The organism is Aquibium oceanicum, from assembly GCF_001889605.1.
In the GTDB taxonomy this organism is placed as follows: Bacteria; Pseudomonadota; Alphaproteobacteria; order Rhizobiales; family Rhizobiaceae; genus Aquibium; species Aquibium oceanicum.
The window spans coordinates 4,687,501-4,710,017 of sequence record NZ_CP018171.1; the positions used below are offsets into that span (position 1 = coordinate 4,687,501).

Below are 22,517 nucleotides of genomic sequence, written 5' to 3' on the forward strand. Positions count from 1 at the left end.
GCAGTTCGTGCCCGCCGACGAGCCGGAAAAGAGCACGGAGGTCGCCGCAGCCTTCGACGAGGAGCGTCCGCCGGTGCGCGTGCGCGGCGACCTGCCGAAGGCCTATGACGGCATCTACCGCGCCGCCTACTCCTACGGCATGTCGCGCGACATGACCAAGCAGCTGATCCGCATGCTGGCGGCCGACGTCGATTTCCAGTCGCGCATCGGACCGTCCGACCGGATCGACGTGTTCTTCTCCGAGCCGAACGAGGACAACACGGCGTCGGAGGAGTCGCAGCTTCTCTATGTGCAGGCGACGTTCGGCGGCAACAAGCGGACCTTCTACCGGTTTCAGATGACGGACGGGACGATCGATTATTTCGATACCGAAGGGCGCAGCGCCAGGCAGTTCCTACTGCGCAACCCGCTGCCCAACGGGCGCTTCACCTCCGGCTTCGGGCGGCGGCGGCATCCGATCCTCGGTTATACCAAGATGCACACGGGCGTGGACTGGGCAGCACCGGTCGGCACGCCGATCATCGCGGCGGGCAACGGCACGGTGGAGAAGGCCGGATGGGCGGGGGGCTACGGACGCCAGACGATCATCCGCCATTCCAACGGCTACAAGACCTCCTACAACCACCAGAGCCGCATCGCGAAGGGTGTCGTGCCGGGCGCCAAGGTGCGGCAGGGACAGGTGATCGGCTTCGTGGGATCGACGGGACTGTCGACCGGCGCGCACCTGCACTACGAGCTGATGGTCAACGGGACCCGGGTGGACCCGATGCGGGTGCGCCTGCCGACCGGCCGGGTGCTGAAGGACGAGGAACTCGTCGCCTTCAACCGCGAGCGGGAGCGCATCGATGCGCTGCTGAACGAGGACTTGGACGGCTCGCTGAAACTCGCGAGCCGCTGAGGCCTTCGCCCGACCGCCCGGTCAGTCGATGAACTGCACGAAGATGCCGGGCTTCACCATCTTGGCCAGTTCGCGGGCGTCCCAGTTGGTGAGGCGCACGCAGCCGTGGCTGTTGGTCTTGCCGATCTTGGACGGCTCGGGCGTGCCGTGGATGCCGTAGGTCGGCTTCGACAGCGCGATCCACATGGAACCGACGGGGCCATTCGGCCCGGGCGGGATGCGCAGGACCTTGTCGTTGTCGCCCTGCTTGAAGTTGATCTTGGGATTGTAGGTGTATTCCGGATCGAAGGCGATGCGCTCGACCGTCACCGTGCCAGAAGGCGACGGCATGTCGGTCGAGCCGATCGTTGCCGGATAGGCGGCGACCAGATTGCCCTGCCGGTCGTAGGCACGGACCTGCTCGCGTCCCTTGTCGGCGACGATGCGCTCGACTTCCGCGGCCTTCGGAGACCCGGGATTGGCGACCTTGACCTGGGTGCCCGGCCGGCTGAAATCCGCACCGGGATTGATCGACTTCAGATAGTTCTCGTCCATGTGGAAGCGCTCGGCCAGCATCTCGGCGGTCGAGGTGAAGGAGAGCTGCTCAAGCTTGGCCTTGTCGCCGTAATCGGCCGGAACCGACGCGACGTAGGGGCCGGCGGCGTCCTCTGGCGTGATGGTGTAGGTGGTGAAGGCGTCGCCGCCGGTGTCGACGAGCCAGTCGGCGATCATCTGCGGGTCGGACACGTCGAGCCGCTTGCCGGTCATCTCGGTATAGGCGTCGAGCGCCTTCTGCACGTTGCCGCCCATCTTGCCGTCGATGACGCCGGGCGACAGGCCGGCGCGGTCGAGCAGGATCTGGAGTTCGGCCACGTCCTCGCCGGCGGGCTGGCGCGGAGGCGCGGGCTGGATTTCCTCGCCGACGCCGGGGGTCGATCCGGTGACGGGGTTTTCCGCGAAAGGATCGGTGGGCAGCGGCGCGCGCTCGAGCGGCTCGCCGCGCGCATATTCGGGAGGCTCGCGGTACTCCGGCACATCCTCGTATTCGGGAACCTCGCCATATTCGGGAAGGCCGCGGCGTTCGATGCGATCGTCCTGCGGATAGCGCTGAAAACCGTCCTCGACAACAGCCTCGTCGGGCGCCTCGCGCAGGCCGAGCTGGTATTCGCGGTAGCGGCGGTAGCGCTCGGCGGCGACATCCGGATCGCCGGGGCGCGCCGAGAGCACGCCGGATTCGTAAAGGCGATCGTATTGCGGCCACTGGCGCTGGCGCGCGCCCGGCTCCTCGATCGCGATCACCTCGCCGGTGCGCGCATCGAGGATCACGCGACGGCCGCGCGCGTCGAAGAAGATGTCGACTTCACCGTTCTGGGCGAGCAGCAGTTGCGGACGGGAGCCGGCGGCGGGGGAATTCGTCGCGTCGCCGCTTTCGGCGGGTCCGACCGCGGCGGCGGCGATCGAGACGGTTCCCGCCGCAAGGAGGCCGGCGGCCGCGCTGAGGATGAGGTTCCGTCCAGTCATGTCCCGTTCTTCTCCGTGAATCCGCTTCCGAAATGCATCGTCATCATGCACCGTTCCAGATGAACGGGACATGAAGATGGCGCCCCGGCGCTCAAATGCCGAGCGCCGCCCTCGCCTTCTTCGAGAGCTTCGCGGCGACCAGCCGGTGGCTTTCGCGCAGATAGTCGCACAGCGCCGCGTCGTCCATGGCATCGGCCGAAACTCGCTGGATCCACGTCATGCCGCGCGAGGCGAGATAGGGCGCCGGCCTCAGCCCCGGCTGTTCCTTCAGGACGTCGAAGGCCATTTCGGAGCACTTGAAGGTGACGGCGAGTTCCGCGCCGCTGCTCCAGCCGGCGATGGCGAAGACTTTTCCCGCGACCTTCCACACATGCGCGCCGCCCCACTGCACGACATGGCTCGTGTGCGGGAGGGAGGCGCAGAAGGCATTGTATTCGTCGAGCGTCATGGGGAGCACTTTATCCGGGCGAGCCGGACAGGACAGGCGCCCGGACTGTTTTTCTCGGGGCGTTCGTCCGGAACGTCCGCAAACGGCATGGGCCTTTTCGACCGGCGCGCATGATCGTCCGGTCACCCTCGGCGGCCGAGCCTGGTTTCTGCTGGAGAGGGACTGCGGACATCCGGTGGCGCTCACGAGGTGTCGGGAGAATCGAGCGCCCGGCGCGCAAAAAAACTCAGGTCGCGCAGGATTTCGTGGATTTCGTGTTCGGGCCGGCGGCCATTTGCCCGGATCTGGCCCGGTGGACGGCCGCCGCGCAGCGGCGAGATGCGGCGCCACGCTCCTTGCGCCCGGGCGCGGGCGCGCAGCGCCTGCCAGCGGACGAAACGACGGGCCTGGCGCGGCAGGTCGTCGAGGGCGGCGGCCAGCGCCCGCAGCCGCAGCACCAGCCGGGTAGCGTCGAGCCGATCCGTGGGTGACGGCGGCGGTGGCAGGCGATGCGGCACCGCGCCGTCGAAGGAGAGGATGCGAGGGGCGGCATGCGGCGGTACGGTGCGCGGGCGCGGATCGGGATTGCGCAGCGGGTCGGCGAGCGGCAGCGCGATGGAGGCAGCGGGACGGCGCACGACCGGAACGGAACGCTTCGGCGCGCTGGTCGGCGGGACGACGACCGCGATGCCGAGGCTGCGCAGGACGGCGGTCGCGGGATTCTGCCTTGTCCCGACGGGGCAGGCCGGCGGCGGGACGGGCTCGGGTTGCGGCGGCGTCTTGGGAAGGGTTTTGGCCGCGAGGATGATCAGCCGGCGGACGGCGGATTCGGTGGGTCGCAGCAGGCGCAGCACCGCGCGGTGGAGACGGCGGGGGAGAGTTGCGGCAATCGGCAGTCGGCAGTCGGCAGTCGGTGGAGAAGAACCCGACTGCCGACTGCCGATTGCCGACTGTCCGAGACCTGTCATGGCGACGAGCGCGGCCAGCACGCGCTTCAGCGCCGCCTCGTTCCCCTCGATCAGTCCATGCCAGTCCATAGTTGCCTTCCGTTTGTTCGGGCGGGAGGATTATGGGGCGGGGTGGTGGGGGTGTGGACAGAAATAGGGATCAGGAGCGCGAAACACCCCGCAAGACGAAGCGTAGATCCCTTACACGAAGAGCGGCAAGTCAGGCGGCGCACAGAAGCGAGTTGTCGTCGGTCGGGTCGAGCGCGGCGGAAAGGCCCGCATGTTCCACCTGAACGACGCCACGAAGGATACCGTCCGCGACGTGCTGGTCCGCAATGCTGACCGCAAGTCCATCCTCTACGCACACTCGTCGCGCCTCTACACCGTCACCGGAACCGAGTACGCATCTCACAAGACCACGAACCACTCCGCTGGCGAGTACGCCCGCCCCGAGGGTGATGTGGTCGTCCATTCCAACACAATCGAAAGCGTGTTCTCGGTGATTAAGCGCGGCATGGTTGGTGTCTATCAGCATTGCGGCGAAGCCCACTTGCACCGCCACCTTGCCGAGTTCGATTTCCGCTACAATCGCCGCGCCGCGCTCAATGTTACCGACACCGAACGCCATGACGATCTGCTTTCAATGATCGGGGGCAAGCGCCTGACCTATCGGCGGATTGGTGAAACCGCGAACGCCTAAGCAGATGGCGCGAAGACTCCTGCATTTACGAAAACGCGGAAAGGGCTAGCTGGCCAATTCGGCCGCCTTATGCGCCTTCTTTGCGAACATGTTTGCCTGTCGCTCCAGCTTGGCCGCGGCAGGCGGCGCAAAGAAACGGTATACTAGCGCGTCTTCAATATGAATGCCGTTGAGATTGCTACGTCGGATCCTTGCGCGTGACGCACCACTGACACTCACGGCACCCCGCATAATGACATACCATTGCTCGCGGGGCGAGACGAGGTGGACGTCCATAGAAGTAAGATCATCGCCGAAATCGAAGACTTCGAACAGGTCGATTATCGCACCATAGATTTTGCGACGGCCGACCACATCGATGGCGGCACTGGCAACGAGATAGCGCCAGTCGCTCCGCGCGGTGTCATACAGCCAGCCCGCCGACTCCGGAGATAAGCCGAATTCATCAAGTTTTGAGAGGAAAGAGGCGCCCGCCTCGATCATCCCGTCTGATAGATGTTTCTCAGCCATGGCATCACACCGGAAGTGGGATTGTTCACCGCCAAGCACATGTCCTTGGCGTCCTGCGCGCTTACGCGCTGATAGCGCGAGTTATTGTCCCAATCACAGACTGTTCGCCAGTTCATATGGAACGCACGGTTGCCCCTAATGGTTCGCTTCAGTTCTTCGACCAAGCCACAATGCACGGCGATCTTATTCAGATCATGGTGGGGTGTCACCTTGTGGTAATCCGGACTGGTTAACATGGCACGACGTACCCGGATGGCCCAAAGCGCATGCTCCACTGCTAGCCCCGACAGGTAATAGATGTTTGGCCAATCTCGACCATTTTGCCGCAATCGATCGGCGGTCAGTAACGTTTCCTCGGCTCGACCGAACGTCCAATCAGCATGTCCCTCGCCCATAGAACGCAACGCTAGGTGAACACAAAGCCAAGCGCAAGCACACCTTACTTGGCGGGATTCTCACCTTTCGGTTTAGATTTGTCTTTTTTCTTAACCTGTTTAGGCTTGGGCGGCGTTTCGAGCATCCGCTTTAGCGTCTAATTGAATTTCTTTTCGTCGGACTTCTTATCGGTGTCAGACATGCCTCAACCTTTGCGGCCGCCCTCCAGTGAGGGACAGGCAGGAACATCGGTGTCGTTCGGACCGAATGTCATACTACAGCGCCCGGAGCTTGCCGCGCAAATCGGCAACATCATAGCCAACTGGACCTTAGTGGAAGCTGACCTTCTCAGCCTATATGCCATCATGATGGGCGATTACCTTTCTGTGCCGGTACCCGCGCCTGAATGGTCGGCGCCGCCTAGTCACCCAGTTGCTCGACAGATTTTTGAGCAGGTACAATCATTCAATGCTCGCCTCGACCTAGTTGAAGCACTTTTGAAGTGGCGAGGGTTGCCCGAGGAGATCGAGCTTTTCTCGCAAACCCTACGCAAGCGTATCAAAACTGCTTACCACTCCCGAAACAGCGTCGCGCATGACGGATGGGGCATTAGTTCTGCACACACAAATGCTCTGATCCTCTCCAGTATCCACGGACACCCGGTAATCTACAAACTACGTGACTTCGAACAAATCTCTCAAGCGATCTGCGACGTACACCTGGCGCTTGGGAAGTTTTCACATTCTATGTACGAGAGACGTTTGATCACTCGACGCGGATAACAGTGATGATCTCCCGAACAACGCGTTATGCCCTATCGCGCTCCAACTCCGTGATAACCCCATCTACAGAATATGTAGAAAGCAAGATATCAACTCCCCCTCAATCATCTGAGGCATGATCTCGATTCGTTCTAAGTCCTTTGCCGTCCTGTCGGACTCCGTGTCGCACATCGGTCTTACTTTCTCACGTACAAAATTAGGATAATTTTCCTATCGGCGCTATATTGATCGCACGCCACCGTTTAATCCGCACCTATGCGATAAGAGATGCGGATGGGCATCATACATCGCCGCGGTATCGCGCTAACGGGCTCCCCTCCCCCTTTGGGGGGAGGGATTGGGGGTGGGGGTTGGCCCGAAGAGCCAGCGAAGAAGGGGTGTTTTCCTGCGCTGTTCAGGCGAGGTGGAGAGGGCCCCCACTCCGTCTCGGGCTGCGCCCGAGCCACCTCTCCCCCACTCACGTGGGGTTGAGGATGGGCATCGGGCGTTGCCGCGGTATCGCGCTAAAGGCTCCCCTCCCCCTTGAGGGGAGGGGTTGGGGTGGGGGTTGGCCCGAAGAGCCAGCGAAGAAGGGGTGTTTTCCTGCGCTGTTCAGGCGAGGTGGAGAGGGCCCCCACTCCGTCTCGGGCTGCGCCCGAGCCACCTCTCCCCCACTCACGTGGGGTTGAGGATGGGCATCGGGCGTTGCCGCGGTATCGCGCTAAAGGCTCCCCTCCCCCTTGAGGGGAGGGGTTGGGGGCAGGGGTTGGCCCGAAGGGCCAAGGAAGAGACCTAGTTTCCTGCGGTTCAGGCGAGGCGGAGAGAGCCCCCACTCCGTGTCGGGCTTCGCCCGAGCCACCCAGGGCGAGCCACCGGTCTCGCCCGTCCTTCGGACCCCCCACTCACGTGGGGGCGAGGAAAGGCCCCCGAGCCGCCCTCAGTTCACCTGCTTCCAGGTCGGGTTGAGGTACCAGAGCTGGCCGGAATAGTTGGCGCAGGGGGTGAGGTGGGGCTGGTTGTTGTCGGGGCCGCCGTTGAAGATGTCGAGGCACATGCCCGGGCCGCGGAAATCGGTGGTCAGGCGGTAGGCCTGCCCCTCGGGGCGCAGCGCCCAGAACTGGCCCGTGTAGTTGGCGCAGGGCGTCAGGTGCACCTGATTGTCCCGCGCACCGCCGTTGAAGACGTCGAGGCACATGTTGGCGCCGCGGAACATGGTCGACAGGCGCCAGTAGCCGTTTCCGGCCGGCGTGAAGCGCCAGTACTGGCCCGACAGGTCGGCGGCGGGCGCCAGGTGCGTCATGTCGTTCTTCGGACCGCCGTTGAACACGTCGAGGCGCATGTCGCCGCCGCGAAACTCTGTCGAAAGCGTGTAGTAGTGGCCCGTGTCGATGCCCTGCGCCGACGCCTGACCGGCAACCGTTGCGAACGCCGCGGCCGCGGCGATGATAATCCATTTCATCGATTGATTTCCCCACGTGATAAGTCGAGCGTACCGGCGCTCCCGCCGGCCGGGCTCGGTGTTGCCCCAACGGCACCTTGCTAGGACCTCACCTTGCGGAAGTCTATTCCTAAATCACCATCGCCTTATATTTGCGGAGCCCCTCGCCTCAATCCGTCGCCCTGCCCTCGCGCAGGATGACGACCACGCCGCTGGTAATGATGACGGCGGCACCGAGGAAGGTGGCGGTGTCGGGGACTTCCCTCCAGATCAGCCAGCCGAAGGCGGTGGCCCAGACGAGCGCGGTGTAGTCGAGCGGCGCGATGAGGGCAGCCGGCGCCAGGCGGAAGGCCTGGGTCATCATGGTCATGCCCACAGTGCCGAAGAGAGAGATCGCGAAGAAGAGCAGGATATGTTCGGACTGGATCTCCCGCCACACGAAGGGCGCGGCGAGAGCGGCGACCAGGGTGCCTGCGCCGGTGAGGTAGAGGAGCAGGGTCCACACGCTCTCGCGCGGATCGAGCCAGCGCGCGCTCAGCATCAACAGGGCATAGAGGAACGCGGTGGCGACCGGCAGCAGCGCGACGGGCTGGAAGCTGGCGGCACCCGGTCGCACGACGATCAGCACGCCGACGAAGCCGGCGATGACCGCCGACCAGCGCCGCCAGCCGACATGATCGCGAAGGACGAGGGCGGACATGGCGGTGATGAAGAACGGCGCCGCGAAGATGAGCGCGGTGGCCTCGGCGAGCTTCAGGTGCATGATGCTGGTGAAGAACAGCACGGCGGCGGCGAGCCACAGGACGCCGCGCGCAAGGTGGGCGAGCGGCCGGCGCGAGCGCAGCGCCGGCGCGCCGCCCATCCCATAGGCGACGGCAAGGGCGAACGGCAGGGCGATGACATTGCGGATGAACAGGATCTGCACCGGCGAATAGGTGGCCGTCAGCGATTTCGCCAGCGCGTCGTTGACGCTGAGGCACGCGACGCCGGCCAGCATCAGGAGGATGCCGGTCAGCCGGTTCTGCCGCGTCTCCACGATGCCGTGCACTTAGAAACTCCGCGCCTGTCCTCCGCCGCCCGGTTCCGGCCGGCGGCCGGAGCGGGGATCTTTCAGGACCGACGCATAGACGAACGCGACCGCAGCGTCTGCGAAAAAGGCGGCCTGGCACAAGGCTTCGCCGGCGGACGGTTGACGGGGGCAGCCGGTGCCGGGACAATGCCCGGCTGACATGCAAAGGGGTGGCATGCGACTGGTGTGGTATCTTCTGGCGGCGCTCTTCACGGGCCACGCCGTCGCGATGATCGTGCTCGGACCGCCGAAGGGGCCGCTCTACGCCTACTTCTTCGGCGAGGAGCAGGCGGCCGTGGAACTGCGCGGCGGCGACTGAGCCGGAGCGATCCGGGAAAAAGAAACCCCCGGCATCGCTGCCGGGGGCATGTCTTCCAGGCGGTGAGGCAGGCCGGTCAGGCCGCCTCGGCTTCGTTGGCCGCCTGCGGGCGAGGACGGAAGAGAAGGCGATCCGAACCCGCGGCGATGACGATGGTCTGGCCGTCGCGGATGTCGCCCTGCAGGATCTTTTCCGCCAGCGGGTCCTGCAACTCCTTCTGCATGACGCGCTTGAGCGGGCGCGCGCCGTAAGCAGGATCGTAGCCCTTCTCGGCCAGCCATTCGATGGCGGTGCGGTCGAGGTCGAGCGTGATCTTGCGGTCGGCGAGCAGCTTCTCCAGCCGCTTGAGCTGGATTTCGACGATCGCGCCCATGTCCTGCCGGCGCAGGCGGTCGAACAGGATCACCTCGTCGATGCGGTTCAGGAACTCCGGACGGAAGGAGGCCTTGACCACATCCATGACCACGTCGCGCACGCCGTCGACGTCCTCGTTCTCCTTCAGGTTCACGAGATATTCCGCGCCGAGGTTCGACGTCATGATGATCAGCGTGTTGCGGAAATCGACCGTGCGGCCCTGGCCGTCGGTCAGGCGTCCGTCGTCGAGCACCTGCAGGAGCACGTTGAAGACGTCGGGGTGCGCCTTCTCGATCTCGTCGAACAGCACGACCTGGTAGGGCCGGCGGCGGACGGCCTCGGTGAGGGCGCCGCCCTCCTCGTAGCCGACATAGCCGGGAGGCGCGCCGATGAGGCGGGCGACCGAGTGCTTCTCCATGAACTCCGACATGTCGATGCGCACCATGGCGTTCTCGTCGTCGAACAGGAACGAGGCGAGCGCCTTGGTAAGCTCCGTCTTGCCGACACCGGTGGGGCCGAGGAACATGAACGAGCCGATCGGCCGGTTCGGATCCTGGAGCCCTGCCCGTGCCCTGCGCACAGCCTTGGAAACCGCCTGCACGGCCTCGCCCTGGCCGACGACGCGCTTGGCGACCTCGTCTTCCATGCGCAGGAGCTTGTCGCGCTCGCCCTCCAGCATCTTGTCGACCGGGATGCCGGTCCAGCGCGAGACGACGTTGGCGATGTTGTCGGGCGTCACCTCTTCCTGGACCATGGCTCCGGTGCCGTCCTGGGCCTCGGCATCGACGAGCTTCTTCTCAAGCGCCGGGATCTGGCCGTAAGCGAGCTCGCCGGCGCGCTGGAACTCGCCCTTGCGCTGGGCGATGGCGAGATCGTTGCGGGCCTCGTCGAGCTGGCGCTTCAGGTCGGCGGCCAGCCCAAGCTTCTGCTTCTCGGCCTGCCAGCGGGCTGTGATGCCGTCGGACTTCTCCTCGAGGTCGGCCAGTTCCTGCTCGAGCCTTTCCAGCCGGTCCTTCGAGGCGGCGTCCTTCTCGGCCTTCAGCGCCTCGCGCTCGATCTTGAGCTGCATGATGCGGCGGTCGATCTCGTCGAGCTCCTCGGGCTTGGAATCGACCTGCATCCTCAGCCGCGAAGAGGCCTCGTCGACGAGGTCGATCGCCTTGTCGGGCAGGAAACGATCGGCGATGTAGCGGTTGGACAGCGTCGCGGCAGCCACCAGCGCGGAGTCGGAGATGCGCACCTTGTGGTGCTGCTCGTACTTCTCCTTCAGGCCGCGCAGGATCGAGACGGTGTCCTCGACCGTCGGCTCGTCGATGAAGACGGGCTGGAAGCGGCGCGCGAGCGCTGCGTCCTTCTCGACGTGCTTGCGGTACTCGTCGAGCGTGGTGGCGCCGACGCAGTGCAGCTCGCCGCGGGCGAGCGCGGGCTTCAGCAGGTTGGAGGCGTCCATGGCGCCGTCGGCCTTGCCGGCACCGACCAGCGTGTGCATCTCGTCGATGAACAGCACGATCTCGCCCTCGGCGGAAGTGACCTCAGACAGCACGGCCTTCAGCCGCTCCTCGAACTCGCCGCGATACTTCGCGCCGGCGATGAGAGAGCCCATGTCGAGCGCCATCAGGCGCTTGTCCTTGAGCGATTCGGGCACGTCGCCATTGACGATCCGGAGCGCCAGGCCCTCGGCGATGGCGGTCTTGCCGACGCCGGGTTCGCCGATCAGCACGGGATTGTTCTTGGTGCGGCGCGACAGGACCTGGATGGTGCGGCGGATCTCGTCGTCGCGACCGATGACGGGATCGAGCTTGCCGGCGCGGGCGTCGGCCGTCAGGTCGCGCGCATATTTCTTCAGCGCGTCGTAGCCCTGTTCGGCGGAGGCCGAATCGGCAGTGCGTCCCTTGCGGATGTCGTTGATCGCGGCATTGAGCGCCTGCGCGGAGACGCCCGCCTTGGACAGGATGTCGGCGGTCTTGGCGGACTTCTCGATGGCGAGCGCGGTGAGCAGGCGCTCGACGGTGACGAAACTGTCGCCGGCCTTCTTTGCGAGGTCTTCCGCGGTGGAGAATACCTTGGCGAGCGGCTGGGCCATGTAGAGCTGGCCGTTGCCGCCCTCGACCTGCGGCATCGCCTTCAGCGCCGCCTCGACGCCGAGCTGGACGTCCTTCGGCCGGCCGCCGGCGCGTTCGATCAGGTTCGCGGCCAGTCCCTCCTCGTCGTCGACGAGAACCTTCAGGATATGCTCGGGCGAGAACTGCTGGTGATTGCGCGACAGCGCCATCGTCTGTGCGGACTGGATGAAGCCCCGGACCCGCTCGGAGTATTTCTCGATATTCATCTTGTGGTCTCCATTCCTTCCCCGGCCCGCCTGGCGGCACCGGTTCGGCTCAAGGTGACGGCCCGCTTCGATCGAAGCCGGACCAACTCGGCCGGATATGGATATTAGGAGAACAATCCTCAAGATGGGTTGATGCGCGTCAATGACGCAAAAAGGGCGAAGCCGACGGCTCCGCCCTTTCGCGATACGCGGTTATGGGTCGGGACTACTGCGCCGCGACGGCGGGCTCGTCGGAGTTCGCGTCCTGGTCCTCGTTCGCGCCTTCGCCGGCTTCGGCATTGGCGTTGCGGGGGCGGCGGGGGCGGCGCGGCTTGCGCGGCGCGGCTTCCTCGCCCTCGCCCGGCTTGGCCGCCTGGGCGTCATCCTTAGTGGCCTCGGCCTGCTCGGGAGCGGCTGCGGCGTTACGCGGCGGACGCCCGCGGCGCGGACGCGGCTGGCTGGCCATGGCCTCCTGCTCAAGAGCGACCTCGACCGGCATGCCGTCGATCACCGGCTGCGGGCCCGAACCGTCGTTGTTGGCGCGCGGCTGTTCGCGGTTCTGCGCCGCGACGTCCTGATCGTTGCGCGGCGGACGTGCATTGTTGTCGCGCTGGCGATCGTCGCGCCGCCCGTCTCGCTGCTGGTTGTCGCCGCGCGGCTGGTTGTCGCGCTGGCGGCCATCACGACCGTCATTCTGGCGACCCTCCTGCTGACGACCGTCGTTCTGCCGGCCCTCATTCTGGCGGCCGTCGTTCTGGCGCCCATCACTCTGGCGATTGTCGCGGCCATCGTTCTGGCGGCCGTCCTGCTGACGCCCGTCGTGCTGGCGATTCTCGGGCTGCTGGTTGTTGCCCTGATCGAAGTTGTCGTCGCTGTCGTTGTCGTCGTCGTCATACTCTTCGCGCTGGTCGCGCGCCGTGTTGTTGACCGGCATCTGACCCTGGGCGGCGGCAATGATGCGGTTGTAGTGCTCGGCGTGCTGGAGATAGTTCTCCGCCATGACGCGGTCGCCGGCGCTGTGCGCATCCCGTGCGAGCGTGGCGTATTTCTCGGCGATCTGCTGGGCGGAGCCCCTGATCTTGACGTCCGGACCGTTGCTTTCATAGCTGCGGGTCAGTGGATTGGGGCCCTTGCGGTTGTTGTTGTTCCGACCGCGCATGCGCCTGTTCTGCTGTTGTGGCCTCATCCGATACTCTTCATTTTCGATCGCGTTGAGAAAAAGGGCGCTGCGGCCAGAAAAGAGCTCGCCTACGCCATCCGGTTATGGGCAATACGGCGCGTCGAGCCGCTGGCCCTGCCATCTCGCTTCTGGTTTCGTACCGTGGCCGGAAGAGCCCCATACGAAGCAAGTGCGTCCATCACGCAGTCGGCAGTCTGTTTCCTGAAGGGACCGAACCGATACAGCACTGCCTGCTTCGTCTCATCCGGTGGCCGGAAACTATCCGTATTCGAAAGCTATGCCAAGCATTTTTTCGCATGGCACAATTTCAGGTATTCACAGGGTGAACGAGACCGCCCTGTCGCGGCCGCCCAGGTCGCTCTTTTCCGCGTCGAGCCCGAAGCCGAATTCGGAGAAGATCGCGATGACGTCGGCCTTTTGCCGGCTACCGATCTCGACCGCCACCACGCCTCCCGGTTCCAGGTGGCTGGCGGCGTCTTTCGCGATGGCACGATAGGCGTCCAGCCCGTCCGAGCCGCCGGACAGAGCCCGCAAGGGGTCGTGATCCTTCACGTCGGCCGGGAGATCGGCGAGTTCACAGTCGGTGATATAGGGCGGATTGGAGACGATTGCATCGAATCGGCCCGAAATTTCTCCGAACCAGTCGGAAAGTGCCGTATCGAACCGGTCCGCCAGTCCATTGGCCTCGGCGTTCGCATTTGCGGTTTCGAGCGCGCCTTGCGCCACGTCGGCACCGAGGGCACGCGCCTGCGGAACGGTTGATAGGAGTGCGAGCGCGATGGCGCCGGTGCCCGTTCCGAGGTCGAGGATCGAACAGCTTCCCTTCTTCGCGGCGGTGGCGCGGATACGCGGCAGGACGAGGTCGACCAGAGCCTCGGTGTCGGGACGCGGCTCCAGCGTGTCGGGCGAAAGCGACAACCGCATGCCGTAGAACTCGCGCCAGCCGAGGATGCGATGCACCGGTTCGCCGGCAAGCCGGCGCTCCACCGCCTTTTCCAGTTCGGCCGATTGTTCGGGCGCGATGATTCGTTCGGGCGCGCGAATCAGGTCGAGCCGGGTCGTGCCGGTGCAGTGTTCGAGGAGCAGGCGGGCGTCGAGGTCGGGTGTTTCGAGGCCGGCGGCGACGAACCGGCGGCGGGTCCTCTGGTGGAGGTCGGAAAGGGTGGTCATGGGGATGGATGCACCGCCGTGCTGCGAACTTGGTACCAGCGGGCATTGGGGTCGACGGTCCGGTTTCGTGGGCTGGAAGGACCCCCACCCCCCACCCCTCCCCTCAAGGGGGAGGGGGATTTGATCGCGCCCGCTCGGCTTGCCGCCGATGGTGTGGAAGCCGTTCCGCGGGAGTCCCCCTCCCCCTTGAGGGGAGGGGTTAGGGGTGGGGGTCGACGGGCAGGGCCGATAAGCGATCGCGAACAATGCCCGAGCCTCATGCGGAGGTTCGATATGTATCGGGGCAGGATGAAAACCGCCTCAGGCATTCCCGCTCATGTCGGCCAAGAGCTTCGACTGGTGGTCGGAGATGAGCGCGTCGATGATCTCGTCGAGGTCGCCGACCATCACGCGGTCGAGCTTGTAGAGCGTCAGGTTGATGCGATGGTCGGTGACGCGTCCTTGCGGAAAATTGTAGGTGCGGATGCGCTCGGAGCGGTCGCCGGAACCGACCTGCAGGCGGCGCGCTTCGGAGCGTTCGTCGGCGGCGCGGTTGCGCTCCATGTCGTAGAGACGCGAGCGCAGGATCTGCATGGCGCGGGCACGGTTCTGGTGCTGGGACTTTTCCGCCGACACGACCATGATGCCGGTGGGCAGGTGGGTGATGCGCACGGCCGAATCGGTGGTGTTGACGTGCTGGCCGCCCGCGCCCGAGGCGCGCATGGTGTCGATGCGGATGTCCTCGTTGCGGATCTCGATGTCGACGTCCTCAGCCTCCGGCAGCACGGCGACGGTCGCAGCGGAGGTGTGGATGCGCCCGCTCGCCTCGGTGGCGGGCACGCGCTGCACGCGGTGGACGCCCGATTCGAACTTCAGCCGCGAGAACACGCCCTTGCCCGAGACGGTTGCGATGATCTCCTTGTAGCCGCCCGCGTCGCCTTCGCTGGCCGAGACGAGCTCGACCTTCCAGCCGTGGTCCGCCGCGTAGCGCTCGTACATGCGGAACAGGTCGCCCGCGAAGATCGCCGCCTCGTCGCCGCCTGTGCCGGCGCGGATCTCGAGGATGGCGTTCTTCGCGTCGGCCTCGTCCTTGGGCAGGAGCAGCACCTGGATTTCCGCCTCGACGGCCTCGATCCGCTCCTCGACCTCCTTGAGTTCGGCCTCTGCGAGTTCGCGCATGTCGCGGTCGGTCGAGCGGTCTGACAGCATGGTCTTCATGCCGTCGCGGTCCTTCTCCAGCGCCCGCAAGGTCCTGATTCTCGCCGCGAGTTCCTGGATGTCGGAGTATTCGGAGGCGAGCTTGACGTATTTGTCGGCGTCGGGCCCGGCCGCCATCTGCGCCTCGAGCATGTCGAAGCGCTTCAGAACCTGGTCCATCCGGTCGGCGGGGAGAGTGGTCATGTCTGTCGAACTGATGACTTCATTGAGGTGCGGGCGCGCGGAAAACATCGGGCGGCAAACGAGTTGCCGCTGATTACCCATATTTGACCGCGAGTCTAGCCGACCGTCTCGGCGGCAGGCTGTTCCAGCGCCGCCCTTACCGCCGAGAGAACCTCGCCAACGTCATCGTCGGTCGGCAGAGCATCGAGGTCGCCGTGCACGATTCGATTGCGCAGTTCTATCAGCGGCCGCAAGGCGTGCTCGGATTCATAGGAAATGTCTCCGTTCATGGATAGAGCCTGGACAACCGTTCCCGGCAGGCGCGGTCGCTTGTCGGCGTTGGGATGGAGACTGTTGAACGCAGCTTCGAGGAGGCTCCATGCCACGACGAATGCCGCGGCTACGTCTCCCGTTTCCGCGAGTTTCTGGACTTGTTTCACCCGCTCCAGAATTGCTTCCTTTCCCGGAACAGGCATTTCCTGCGTATCGGAAGGTTCCCGACCCATGTTCACGATCGTCAGCCGCCAGTCCGGGCGATCCTCGAACAGGTTCCGAATTCCAGCGATGGACGAGTGAGCTGACGGCGTGGCGCGGGAGATGACTTCGATTGCGACATTATCGCCGTCCTTCATGGCTATGGCGTCGGGAATGTAGGAGTCCAGAAACTCAGGAAGCTCGGACCGGAGCGGATGGACGACGTATCGATATCCCTGTTCCTCGTAATGCGATCGCATGCGCTCCAAGAACGCAGCTTCGGCATCTCCAACGGAACGGTTCGCGGCCAGCGACATCAGATTCGTCTCCAGGCGAGGTCGTCGTCGACACGGACATAAACGACGTCGTCAGTGGTCATTAATGCGGCTTCCAACATCTCGCTAGGCTGGCTGAAGGACCATTCGAGGGCGGGTTCGAACTTCTGCGCGACCACCCTTTCGATCAAACGGTCGTCAGGATACACCACCGCGACCAATGCATCCAATATCGGCTTTATGATGTTGTCCACGTCGCCGTCCATCGGGGCGGACGGGAAGTAATAGATGGTCAGCGCCAGCGGACGCTGGTCCAGCCAGGATTGTTCGACCAGTTCTTCCACTCGGCGCTTCGCGGCCTCCCGCAGACGCTCCTTCCAACGTTGCAGGGATTTTGAACTCGCCTGCACGGACCGCGGCGTTTCGCGGACGATGAATTCGAAGGGGAACAGGCTGGCCGCCACGTGTTCGTCCTCAAAGCGGGATGTCGTGCGCTGCCGCGAAGTCGCGCAGGACGGCGCGGGCGTCGCTCGTGGCGCCGCCTTCGGCGAGGACCGGCTCGATGGCCCGTTCCAGTTCCCGCACCGGAAGCTCGACCAGCATGGCCTTGACCGGGCCGATCGCGGCGGCGGACATCGAGATGGAGCGGAAACCGACGCCGATCAGGGCCAGGGCCGAGATCGGGCGGCCGGCGAGTTCGCCGCACAGCGTGACCGGCTTGCCCGCGCGCGCGCCGGCGTCGATCACCTGCTTCAGCGCGCGCAGGAAGGGGGCCGATATCGGGTCGAAGCGGCCCGACAGCATGCCATTGCCGCGATCGGTGGCGGTGAGGAACTGGAACAGGTCGTTGGAGCCGACCGAGACGAAATCGACGACCCGCATCAACTCGTCGAGCTGGAACAGCAGCGACGGGACCTCGAGCATGGCACCGAGCTTGAGGCTGGTCGGCAGCAGATGGCCGAAGCGGGCAAGGTGGTTGACCTCGCGATCGATGAGCTGGCGCGCCTTGGTGATCTCCGCGATCTCGGTGACCATGGGCAGCATGAGGCGAAGCTCGCCGCCGCCGGCCGCCTTCAGGAGCGCCCTCACCTGGGTCCTGAGAAGGCCCGGACGGTCCAGCGTGAGCCGGATGGCGCGCCAGCCGAGCGCCGGATTCTCCTCCTTCTCGCCGCCGCGGAAATAGGGCAGCACCTTGTCGCCGCCGATGTCGATGGTGCGGAAGGTGACCGGCTTGCCGCCCGCCGCCTCGATCACCTGGCGGTAGAGCGCCTCCTGCGCCTCGGCGCGCGGGAAGGTCGCGGCGACCATGAACTGAAGCTCGCTGCGGAACAGGCCGATGCCCGCCGCGCCCGAATCGGCGAGCTGCGGCAGGTCGACGGCGAGCCCCGCGTTCATCATCAGGTCGACCCGCACGCCGTCCTTCGACACCGAAGGGCGCTCGCGCAGTTCCCTGTAGAGCTCCTGTCGGCGGGCGCGGAAGCGGACCTTTTCGGCATAGGCGGCCTCGACGTCGGGCTGGGGACGCAGGTGCACCTTGCCCTCGTCGCCGTCGACGATGGCCGCATCGCCGTTTTCCGCCATGGAGACCGCGCCCTTGGCCTGGCCAGAGACGGGGATGCCCATGGCGCGCGCCACGATGACCACGTGACTGGTGGCGGCCGCATCCTCCAGCACCAGCCCGCGCACCTTGTCGCGCGGATAGTCGAGGAGTTCGGCAGCACCCATCGAGCGCGACACGATGATCGCGTCCTTCGGCAGCGTGGTCGCCAGCGCGTCGGCGCCGCCGCCCATCAGCTGGCGCAGCAGCCGGTAGGCGAGATCGTCGAAATCGTTCATGCGCTCGCGCATGTAGGGGTCCGTTATGTGCATCATGCGCGCGCGCATGTCGCTCTGGACCTTCTCGACCGCGGCCTCCGCGGTCAGTCCGTTGCGCACGGCTTCCTCCAGCCGGCGCACCCAGCCGCGATCGTGCGCGAACATGCGGTAGGCCTCGAGAACGGCGCGGTGCTCGCCCTCGGAGGCGACCTCGCGGCGCGACAGCATGTCGTCGATCGACAGGCGCAGCGAGCCGAGCGCGTTGTCGAGCTTCCTGAGCTCGACGTCTGCGTCCTCGTTGAAGAGGTTGGTGACGACGATGCGGGGCTCGTGCAGCACGACGTGGCCGAGGCCGACGCCTTCGTTGAAGGGCATGCCCTCGATGGTGACGGGCCGGCTGAGGTCGAGCTCCATGCCCGGCCGGGTGAGGCGGCGCAGGTCTCCGGTGGCGATCATTTCGGCGATGACCATGGCCGTGGTCTCGAGCGCCTCCACCTCGTCGTCGCCGTAGTTGCGCATGGTCTTGTTCTGGACCACGAGTACGCCGAGAGTGCGGCCCGCGCGCAGCACCGGCACGCCGAGGAAGGAGTGGTAGATCTCTTCGCCCGTCTCCGGGAGATAGGCGAACGCCGGATGCTTCTGCGCGTCCTGGAGGTTGAGCGGCCTGGCGCTCGCGGCGATCGTGCCGACGAGGCCCTGTCCCAGGCGCAGTTGCGCGAGGTGGACCGATCCGGGGTTCAGACCTTCGGTGGCGTAGAGTTCGAGCACGGAATCGGCGCGCAGCACGTAGAGCGAGCAGACTTCCGCCACCATGTTGGAAGCGATCTCCCGCACGATCCGGTCGAGCCGGGCCTGCGGCTCCAGCGCCTCCGCCATGAGCTCGCGCAGCCGTCTCAGCAGGACCCGCGGGCTGCCTGCGATTTCACGCATGGGCATGGGCTCCAACGGCCCCGCGCCGCGCCCGCGCGAATCGCGAATACGGCAGGCCGCCCCCTCGAATAGTTACTCTATTGCTTATCCAGACCGTAGACGGAATGCAAAGTCCGCACGGCAAGCTCCGTATAGGCGCCGTCGATCAGGATGGAAATCTTGATTTCCGACGTCGTGATCGCCCGGATGTTGATGCCCTTCTCGGAAAGGGCCTTGAAGGCGGTGGCCGCCACGCCGGCATGGCTGCGCATGCCGATGCCGATGACCGAGATCTTGGCCATACCCTCGTCGTGCTGGAGCACGTCGAAGCCGATCTCGCCGCGTGCCTTGTTCAGCACGGAAAGCGCCTTGTCGACGTCGCCGGACGGCACCGTGAAGGTCATGTCGGTGCGCGACCCGTCCTCGGAGATGTTCTGGACGATCATGTCGACGTTGATGCCGGCCTCGGCCAGCGGTCCGAAGATGCCCGCGGCCACGCCTGGCCGGTCGGCGACGCGCCGCAGCGATATCTGGGCCTCGTCCTTGGCGTAGGCGATGCCGGTGACGACCTGCTGTTCCACGATTTCATCCTCGTCGCAAATGAGCGTTCCGGGCGGGTTCAGGAGATCACCCATGCCCGGAGCATCGGGATCGTCGAAGGAGGAGCGGACGAAGGTCCGGACCTTGTGTACCATGGCGAGCTCGACCGAGCGCACCTGCAGCACCTTGGCGCCGAGCGAGGCCATTTCGAGCATTTCCTCGAAGCTGATCTTGGCCAGGCGCCGCGCCTTGGGGTCGATGCGCGGATCGGTGGTGTAGACGCCGTCGACGTCGGTGTAGATGTCGCAGCGGTCGGCCTTCACCGCCGCGGCGATCGCCACCGCGCTGGTGTCTGACCCGCCGCGGCCGAGCGTTGCGATGCGCTTGTCGGGGCCGATGCCCTGGAAGCCGGCGATCACGGCCACCTGCCCCTCGCCGAAGCGCTCGATCAGGAACGAGCCGTCGATGTCGAGGATGCGCGCGGCACCGTGAGCATTGTCCGTGCTGATGGGGATCTGCCAGCCCTGCCAGGAGCGGGCATGGACGCCCATCGACTGGAGCACGATGGCGAGAAGCCCGGCGGTGACCTGCTCGCCCGATGCCACCACGGCGTCGTATTCGCGCGCGTCGTGCATGGGCGAGGCCTCGCGCGTCCAGGAGACGAGCTCGTTGGTCTTTCCGGCCATGGCGGAAACGACGACCGCCACCTCGTGGCCGGCGTCGACCTCGCGCTTGACATGCCGCGCCACGTTGCGGATGCGCGGAATGTCGGCAACGGACGTCCCGCCGAATTTCATCACGATGCGCGCCATGGAAGCGGAAAGCCTTTGCGGGGACGCGGCGCCGGGCCGCGGGACTATCAATGGAAACGCCGCCTCCCCGGCGGCGCGAATGCGCGGCCTCCATAGCCAAACGGCGGGGCAATCGCAAGCGCAGGGACGGCCCTTGCGCACCGCGGCGGCCTGCGTAAGCTCGGTACGACGAGGATGGAGCGGGACGGCGGAATGGCAGATCGGAGTGCGGCGCGGGAAATGCGGCTGACGCGGCGGCATGTGGAGAGGCTGGTGCGCGAGATCTCCGATCCAGGTTTCCAGCCCTTTCCCGGCGTGCGACCGGCAACGGACGAGGATTTCGACCGTTTGGCGGCCGAACTGCGCCAGGGCGCGCCGGACGAGGCGTTCTGGGTTTTCGCCTACGGATCGCTGATCTGGAATCCGGCTTTCGAATTCGTGGAGAAGCGGGTTGCGCTGGCGCGCGGCTGGCGTCGCATCTTCTGCCTCGGCTGGGACCGCCGCTTCCGCGGCAACAGCGAGAACCCCGGCCTGATGCTGGCGCTGGACCGCGGCGGCCAGTGCAAGGGCATCGCCTTCCGGCTCGAGCCCGAGACGCTGAAGGAGAGCATGGACCAGCTGGTGCGGCGCGAGATGTCGATGGTGCCGAGTTCCTTTCCGCCACGCTGGATCAACGTCGAGACGGAGGAAGGCCCGCTCCGGGCGCTGACCTTCGCCATGGACCGCAAGAGCGGGCGCTACATCGGACACCTGGGCGATGAGGAGACGGCGCAGATGCTGGCGACAGCCTGCGGCTTCCGCGGCTCGATGGCGGAGTATCTGCACGCGACGGTCGAGCACCTGGAACAGCTGGGGATCCACGACCGGCATCTGTGGAAGTTGCAGCACCTGACAGCCGAGAGGATCGAGGCGATGCACGGGGCATGAGAGGTCGGATCGTCTTCCTCAACCCTTGAGCAGGTTTTCCGAGCTCTCGGGGATCTCGCCTCGCGGCCTTTCGGCTGCTTCCCGCGTCTCGCTCTGGAGGTTTCCCTCGCCGATGGTGACGGCCTGATCATCGACGGGCGGGGATTTCTTTTGCTTTGTGGAGGCCGGTGATTTTTCCGCCGGGCGGTCGCGGCGATAGAAGGGGACACCTTGTGGGAAGACAACCTCGCGGGCCGGGTCGGGCAGTTCGATACCACCCGACAGGAGCGCGTTCTTGGAGAGCCTGAGAAGGGCCGAGTTGATCTTGGCCGGAGAATAGGTCGCGCTGTCGAACCAGTACTGAACCTTCAGATCGACGGTAGCGGCGCCGAGTTGGTCGACCAGCACCAGCGGTTCGGGGGTCTCCAGCACGGCCGGATGCTCGCGCAGCACCTCGCTGATCAGGGCCTGCGCCTTTGCGGTGGAGGAATCGTAGCCGATCCCGACCAGGAACTCGGCGCGCCGGCTCGGGATGCTGGAATAGTTCTTGATGATGCTCTTGAACACCATTGCGTTGGGGATCTGCACGTGATTGCCGTCGAGCGTGAGCAGCACGGTGCTGCGCGTATTGAGGTTCTGCACGATGCCGACATGGCCGGCGACGTCGATCAGGTCGCCGGAGCGGAACGGATTGCGTATCGAGAGCAGCAGGCTCGCCAGGAAATTTTCGGCGATGTCGCGGAAGGCGAAGCCGATCACGATGCCGATCAAGCCTGTGCCGCCGAGCACGGTGACGGCGAGGCTGGTGAGGCCCGCGACCCGCAGGACGAAATAGATGCCGAGCAGGAAGACCGGAATGGTGATCGCCCGCACGACGACCGAGCGCAGGAGCGGCGAGGAGATGCGCGTGGACAGGAAGCCGCGTGAGAAGCGGCCGATCAGCGCGGCGACGAGGAAGGTGGCGAGTGCGATGACCAGCGCCAGCAGGACCAGCGGCCAGGCCTGCACCGCCTGCCCATAGAGCCGGGTCGATTCTTCCCCTGCCCTGCCGAAAGTGGAGCGCAGGTCGGCGCGCACCTCGATGCGGTTGACGACGGCGACCGTGCCTTCGGTGTTGGCTGCGAGTTCGCCGGCCCAGCGGCGGTGGTCCTGCGAGCCCGCCGCTCCGTCGAGGAAAACGACGCCCTCGCGAACCTCCACGGTGGCATTCTCGAACCAGCCAGTGGACGAGAGGATGTCATCGAGGCGCTCTGCGATCGCGCGATCCTCGACCGCATTTTCGATGCTGACCGGCTGCCGCGGCGCGGCCGGCGCCTCGCCGGGATCGACGGCAGGCTCCTGGGCGCGCAGGGCCTCCGCTGAAGAAACCATCAGGCATAGCGACAACAGGAGGAGCCCGACCGCCTTGCGGAGACCGCCTACCCGGCATCGGTTTCCCGATCCGCTCCCTTGCCGCGACAGCTTCATCATTGCCGAACGCTCGCGGGCGCGC

At 65.5% G+C, this 22,517-nt stretch carries 20 protein-coding genes and 1 pseudogene (1 of these 21 running past the window's edge); 5 read left to right on the forward strand and 16 right to left on the reverse strand.

Going from position 1 to position 22,517, the window contains the following annotated elements:
* Positions 1-898, forward strand: the final stretch of a protein-coding gene (locus BSQ44_RS22845) for a M23 family metallopeptidase (RefSeq protein ID WP_072607357.1). The gene continues 1,046 nt to the left of window position 1, outside the view; 898 of the gene's 1,944 nt are visible here — the last part of the coding sequence; the start codon falls outside the window, past its left edge; the stop codon is at positions 896-898.
* A 21-nt stretch (positions 899-919) separates the two neighbouring features.
* On the opposite strand, the gene BSQ44_RS22850 is transcribed toward BSQ44_RS22845, so the two are convergent.
* The 3 genes from BSQ44_RS22850 to BSQ44_RS22860 form a co-directional block, all read right to left on the reverse strand.
* Positions 920-2,398, reverse strand: a complete 1,479-nt coding sequence (locus BSQ44_RS22850) for a L,D-transpeptidase family protein (protein ID WP_072607358.1) — start codon at positions 2,396-2,398, stop codon at positions 920-922.
* Positions 2,399-2,489: 91 nt separating this feature from the next.
* Positions 2,490-2,846 (reverse strand): MmcQ/YjbR family DNA-binding protein, encoded by a 357-nt coding sequence (locus BSQ44_RS22855; protein WP_072607359.1) that lies wholly within the window; start codon positions 2,844-2,846, stop codon positions 2,490-2,492.
* Positions 2,847-3,028: 182 nt separating this feature from the next.
* Positions 3,029-3,862 (reverse strand): hypothetical protein, encoded by an 834-nt coding sequence (locus BSQ44_RS22860; RefSeq protein ID WP_072607360.1) that lies wholly within the window; start codon positions 3,860-3,862, stop codon positions 3,029-3,031.
* A 74-nt stretch (positions 3,863-3,936) separates the two neighbouring features.
* Between BSQ44_RS22860 and BSQ44_RS22865 the strand changes: the two are divergent.
* Positions 3,937-4,472: pseudogene (locus BSQ44_RS22865) on the forward strand (IS1595 family transposase); the annotation flags it as partial.
* 45 nt (positions 4,473-4,517) lie between these two features.
* On the opposite strand, the gene BSQ44_RS22870 reads toward BSQ44_RS22865, so the two are convergent.
* Both BSQ44_RS22870 and BSQ44_RS27040 read right to left on the reverse strand, forming a co-directional pair.
* Positions 4,518-4,982: a hypothetical protein gene (locus BSQ44_RS22870; protein ID WP_157894668.1), complete on the reverse strand. Its 465-nt coding sequence runs from the start codon at positions 4,980-4,982 to the stop codon at positions 4,518-4,520.
* Positions 4,952-5,377, reverse strand: coding sequence for a hypothetical protein (locus tag BSQ44_RS27040; RefSeq protein WP_157894669.1), 426 nt, complete (start codon positions 5,375-5,377; stop codon positions 4,952-4,954). Before BSQ44_RS27040 ends, BSQ44_RS22870 begins: the two co-directional genes overlap by 31 nt.
* 231 nt (positions 5,378-5,608) lie before the next feature.
* On the opposite strand from BSQ44_RS27040, the gene BSQ44_RS27045 reads away from it, so the two are divergent.
* Positions 5,609-6,139 (forward strand): hypothetical protein, encoded by a 531-nt coding sequence (locus tag BSQ44_RS27045; RefSeq protein WP_157894670.1) that lies wholly within the window; start codon positions 5,609-5,611, stop codon positions 6,137-6,139.
* Positions 6,140-7,055: 916 nt separating this feature from the next.
* Here BSQ44_RS27045 and BSQ44_RS22875 read toward each other — a convergent pair.
* Both BSQ44_RS22875 and BSQ44_RS22880 read right to left on the reverse strand, forming a co-directional pair.
* The gene (locus BSQ44_RS22875) at positions 7,056-7,577 is read right to left on the reverse strand and encodes an RICIN domain-containing protein (protein ID WP_083534878.1); all 522 of its coding nucleotides are present in this window, start codon (positions 7,575-7,577) and stop codon (positions 7,056-7,058) included.
* A gap of 148 nt (positions 7,578-7,725) precedes the next feature.
* A complete protein-coding gene (locus BSQ44_RS22880) occupies positions 7,726-8,604 on the reverse strand; it encodes a DMT family transporter (protein ID WP_235633294.1) in 879 nt (292 codons plus the stop codon).
* 181 nt (positions 8,605-8,785) lie between these two features.
* Here BSQ44_RS22880 and BSQ44_RS27050 point away from each other — a divergent pair, with 181 nt between their 5' ends.
* Positions 8,786-8,944 (forward strand): hypothetical protein, encoded by a 159-nt coding sequence (locus BSQ44_RS27050; protein ID WP_162276748.1) that lies wholly within the window; start codon positions 8,786-8,788, stop codon positions 8,942-8,944.
* A 76-nt stretch (positions 8,945-9,020) separates the two neighbouring features.
* Here BSQ44_RS27050 and clpB read toward each other — a convergent pair whose 3' ends face one another.
* From clpB to BSQ44_RS22920, 8 genes are all read right to left on the reverse strand, one after another.
* The gene (gene clpB / locus BSQ44_RS22885) at positions 9,021-11,627 is read right to left on the reverse strand and encodes an ATP-dependent chaperone ClpB (protein WP_072607362.1); all 2,607 of its coding nucleotides are present in this window, start codon (positions 11,625-11,627) and stop codon (positions 9,021-9,023) included.
* Positions 11,628-11,832: 205 nt separating this feature from the next.
* On the reverse strand, positions 11,833-12,792 hold the full coding sequence (locus BSQ44_RS22890) for a DUF4167 domain-containing protein (RefSeq protein WP_072607363.1): 960 nt from the start codon (positions 12,790-12,792) through the stop codon (positions 11,833-11,835).
* 309 nt (positions 12,793-13,101) lie between these two features.
* Positions 13,102-13,956 (reverse strand): peptide chain release factor N(5)-glutamine methyltransferase, encoded by an 855-nt coding sequence (gene prmC / locus BSQ44_RS22895; RefSeq protein WP_072607364.1) that lies wholly within the window; start codon positions 13,954-13,956, stop codon positions 13,102-13,104.
* A gap of 300 nt (positions 13,957-14,256) precedes the next feature.
* Positions 14,257-15,336, reverse strand: coding sequence for a peptide chain release factor 1 (gene prfA, locus BSQ44_RS22900; protein WP_072608236.1), 1,080 nt, complete (start codon positions 15,334-15,336; stop codon positions 14,257-14,259).
* 95 nt (positions 15,337-15,431) lie between these two features.
* A complete protein-coding gene (locus BSQ44_RS22905) occupies positions 15,432-16,106 on the reverse strand; it encodes a hypothetical protein (RefSeq protein ID WP_072607365.1) in 675 nt (224 codons plus the stop codon).
* Positions 16,106-16,528 (reverse strand): RusA family crossover junction endodeoxyribonuclease, encoded by a 423-nt coding sequence (locus BSQ44_RS22910; RefSeq protein ID WP_072607366.1) that lies wholly within the window; start codon positions 16,526-16,528, stop codon positions 16,106-16,108. Before BSQ44_RS22910 ends, BSQ44_RS22905 begins: the two co-directional genes overlap by 1 nt.
* A gap of 10 nt (positions 16,529-16,538) precedes the next feature.
* Positions 16,539-18,809, reverse strand: a complete 2,271-nt coding sequence (ptsP, locus tag BSQ44_RS22915) for a phosphoenolpyruvate--protein phosphotransferase (RefSeq protein ID WP_072607367.1) — start codon at positions 18,807-18,809, stop codon at positions 16,539-16,541.
* Between the two features lie 77 nt (positions 18,810-18,886).
* Positions 18,887-20,140 (reverse strand): aspartate kinase, encoded by a 1,254-nt coding sequence (locus tag BSQ44_RS22920; RefSeq protein ID WP_072607368.1) that lies wholly within the window; start codon positions 20,138-20,140, stop codon positions 18,887-18,889.
* Between the two features lie 192 nt (positions 20,141-20,332).
* Here BSQ44_RS22920 and BSQ44_RS22925 point away from each other — a divergent pair, with 192 nt between their 5' ends.
* Positions 20,333-21,046, forward strand: a complete 714-nt coding sequence (locus tag BSQ44_RS22925; RefSeq protein WP_072607369.1) for a gamma-glutamylcyclotransferase — start codon at positions 20,333-20,335, stop codon at positions 21,044-21,046.
* A gap of 18 nt (positions 21,047-21,064) precedes the next feature.
* Here the strand turns inward: BSQ44_RS22925 and BSQ44_RS22930 are convergent, their stop codons facing one another.
* Positions 21,065-22,396, reverse strand: a complete 1,332-nt coding sequence (locus tag BSQ44_RS22930) for a mechanosensitive ion channel family protein (RefSeq protein WP_072608237.1) — start codon at positions 22,394-22,396, stop codon at positions 21,065-21,067.
* Positions 22,397-22,517 lie beyond the last annotated feature (121 nt).

What these genes read in the sequence shown, in the direction of transcription:
- BSQ44_RS22920 (WP_072607368.1), bottom strand. Translation starts at nt 20,140, where the DNA reads ATGGCGCGCATCGTGATGAAATTCGGCGGGACGTCCGTTGCCGACATT.
- BSQ44_RS22925 (WP_072607369.1), top strand. Translation starts at nt 20,333, where the DNA reads ATGGCAGATCGGAGTGCGGCGCGGGAAATGCGGCTGACGCGGCGGCAT.
- BSQ44_RS22905 (WP_072607365.1), bottom strand. Translation starts at nt 16,106, where the DNA reads ATGTCGCTGGCCGCGAACCGTTCCGTTGGAGATGCCGAAGCTGCGTTC.
- BSQ44_RS22850 (WP_072607358.1), bottom strand. Translation starts at nt 2,398, where the DNA reads ATGACTGGACGGAACCTCATCCTCAGCGCGGCCGCCGGCCTCCTTGCG.
- BSQ44_RS22930 (WP_072608237.1), bottom strand. Translation starts at nt 22,396, where the DNA reads ATGGTTTCTTCAGCGGAGGCCCTGCGCGCCCAGGAGCCTGCCGTCGAT.
- BSQ44_RS27040 (WP_157894669.1), bottom strand. Translation starts at nt 5,377, where the DNA reads ATGGGCGAGGGACATGCTGATTGGACGTTCGGTCGAGCCGAGGAAACG.
- clpB (WP_072607362.1), bottom strand. Translation starts at nt 11,627, where the DNA reads ATGAATATCGAGAAATACTCCGAGCGGGTCCGGGGCTTCATCCAGTCC.
- prmC (WP_072607364.1), bottom strand. Translation starts at nt 13,956, where the DNA reads ATGACCACCCTTTCCGACCTCCACCAGAGGACCCGCCGCCGGTTCGTC.
- BSQ44_RS22855 (WP_072607359.1), bottom strand. Translation starts at nt 2,846, where the DNA reads ATGACGCTCGACGAATACAATGCCTTCTGCGCCTCCCTCCCGCACACG.
- BSQ44_RS22875 (WP_083534878.1), bottom strand. Translation starts at nt 7,577, where the DNA reads ATGAAATGGATTATCATCGCCGCGGCCGCGGCGTTCGCAACGGTTGCC.
- BSQ44_RS22870 (WP_157894668.1), bottom strand. Translation starts at nt 4,982, where the DNA reads ATGGCTGAGAAACATCTATCAGACGGGATGATCGAGGCGGGCGCCTCT.
- BSQ44_RS22890 (WP_072607363.1), bottom strand. Translation starts at nt 12,792, where the DNA reads ATGAGGCCACAACAGCAGAACAGGCGCATGCGCGGTCGGAACAACAAC.
- prfA (WP_072608236.1), bottom strand. Translation starts at nt 15,336, where the DNA reads ATGACCACTCTCCCCGCCGACCGGATGGACCAGGTTCTGAAGCGCTTC.
- ptsP (WP_072607367.1), bottom strand. Translation starts at nt 18,809, where the DNA reads ATGCGTGAAATCGCAGGCAGCCCGCGGGTCCTGCTGAGACGGCTGCGC.
- BSQ44_RS27050 (WP_162276748.1), top strand. Translation starts at nt 8,786, where the DNA reads ATGCAAAGGGGTGGCATGCGACTGGTGTGGTATCTTCTGGCGGCGCTC.
- BSQ44_RS22860 (WP_072607360.1), bottom strand. Translation starts at nt 3,862, where the DNA reads ATGGACTGGCATGGACTGATCGAGGGGAACGAGGCGGCGCTGAAGCGC.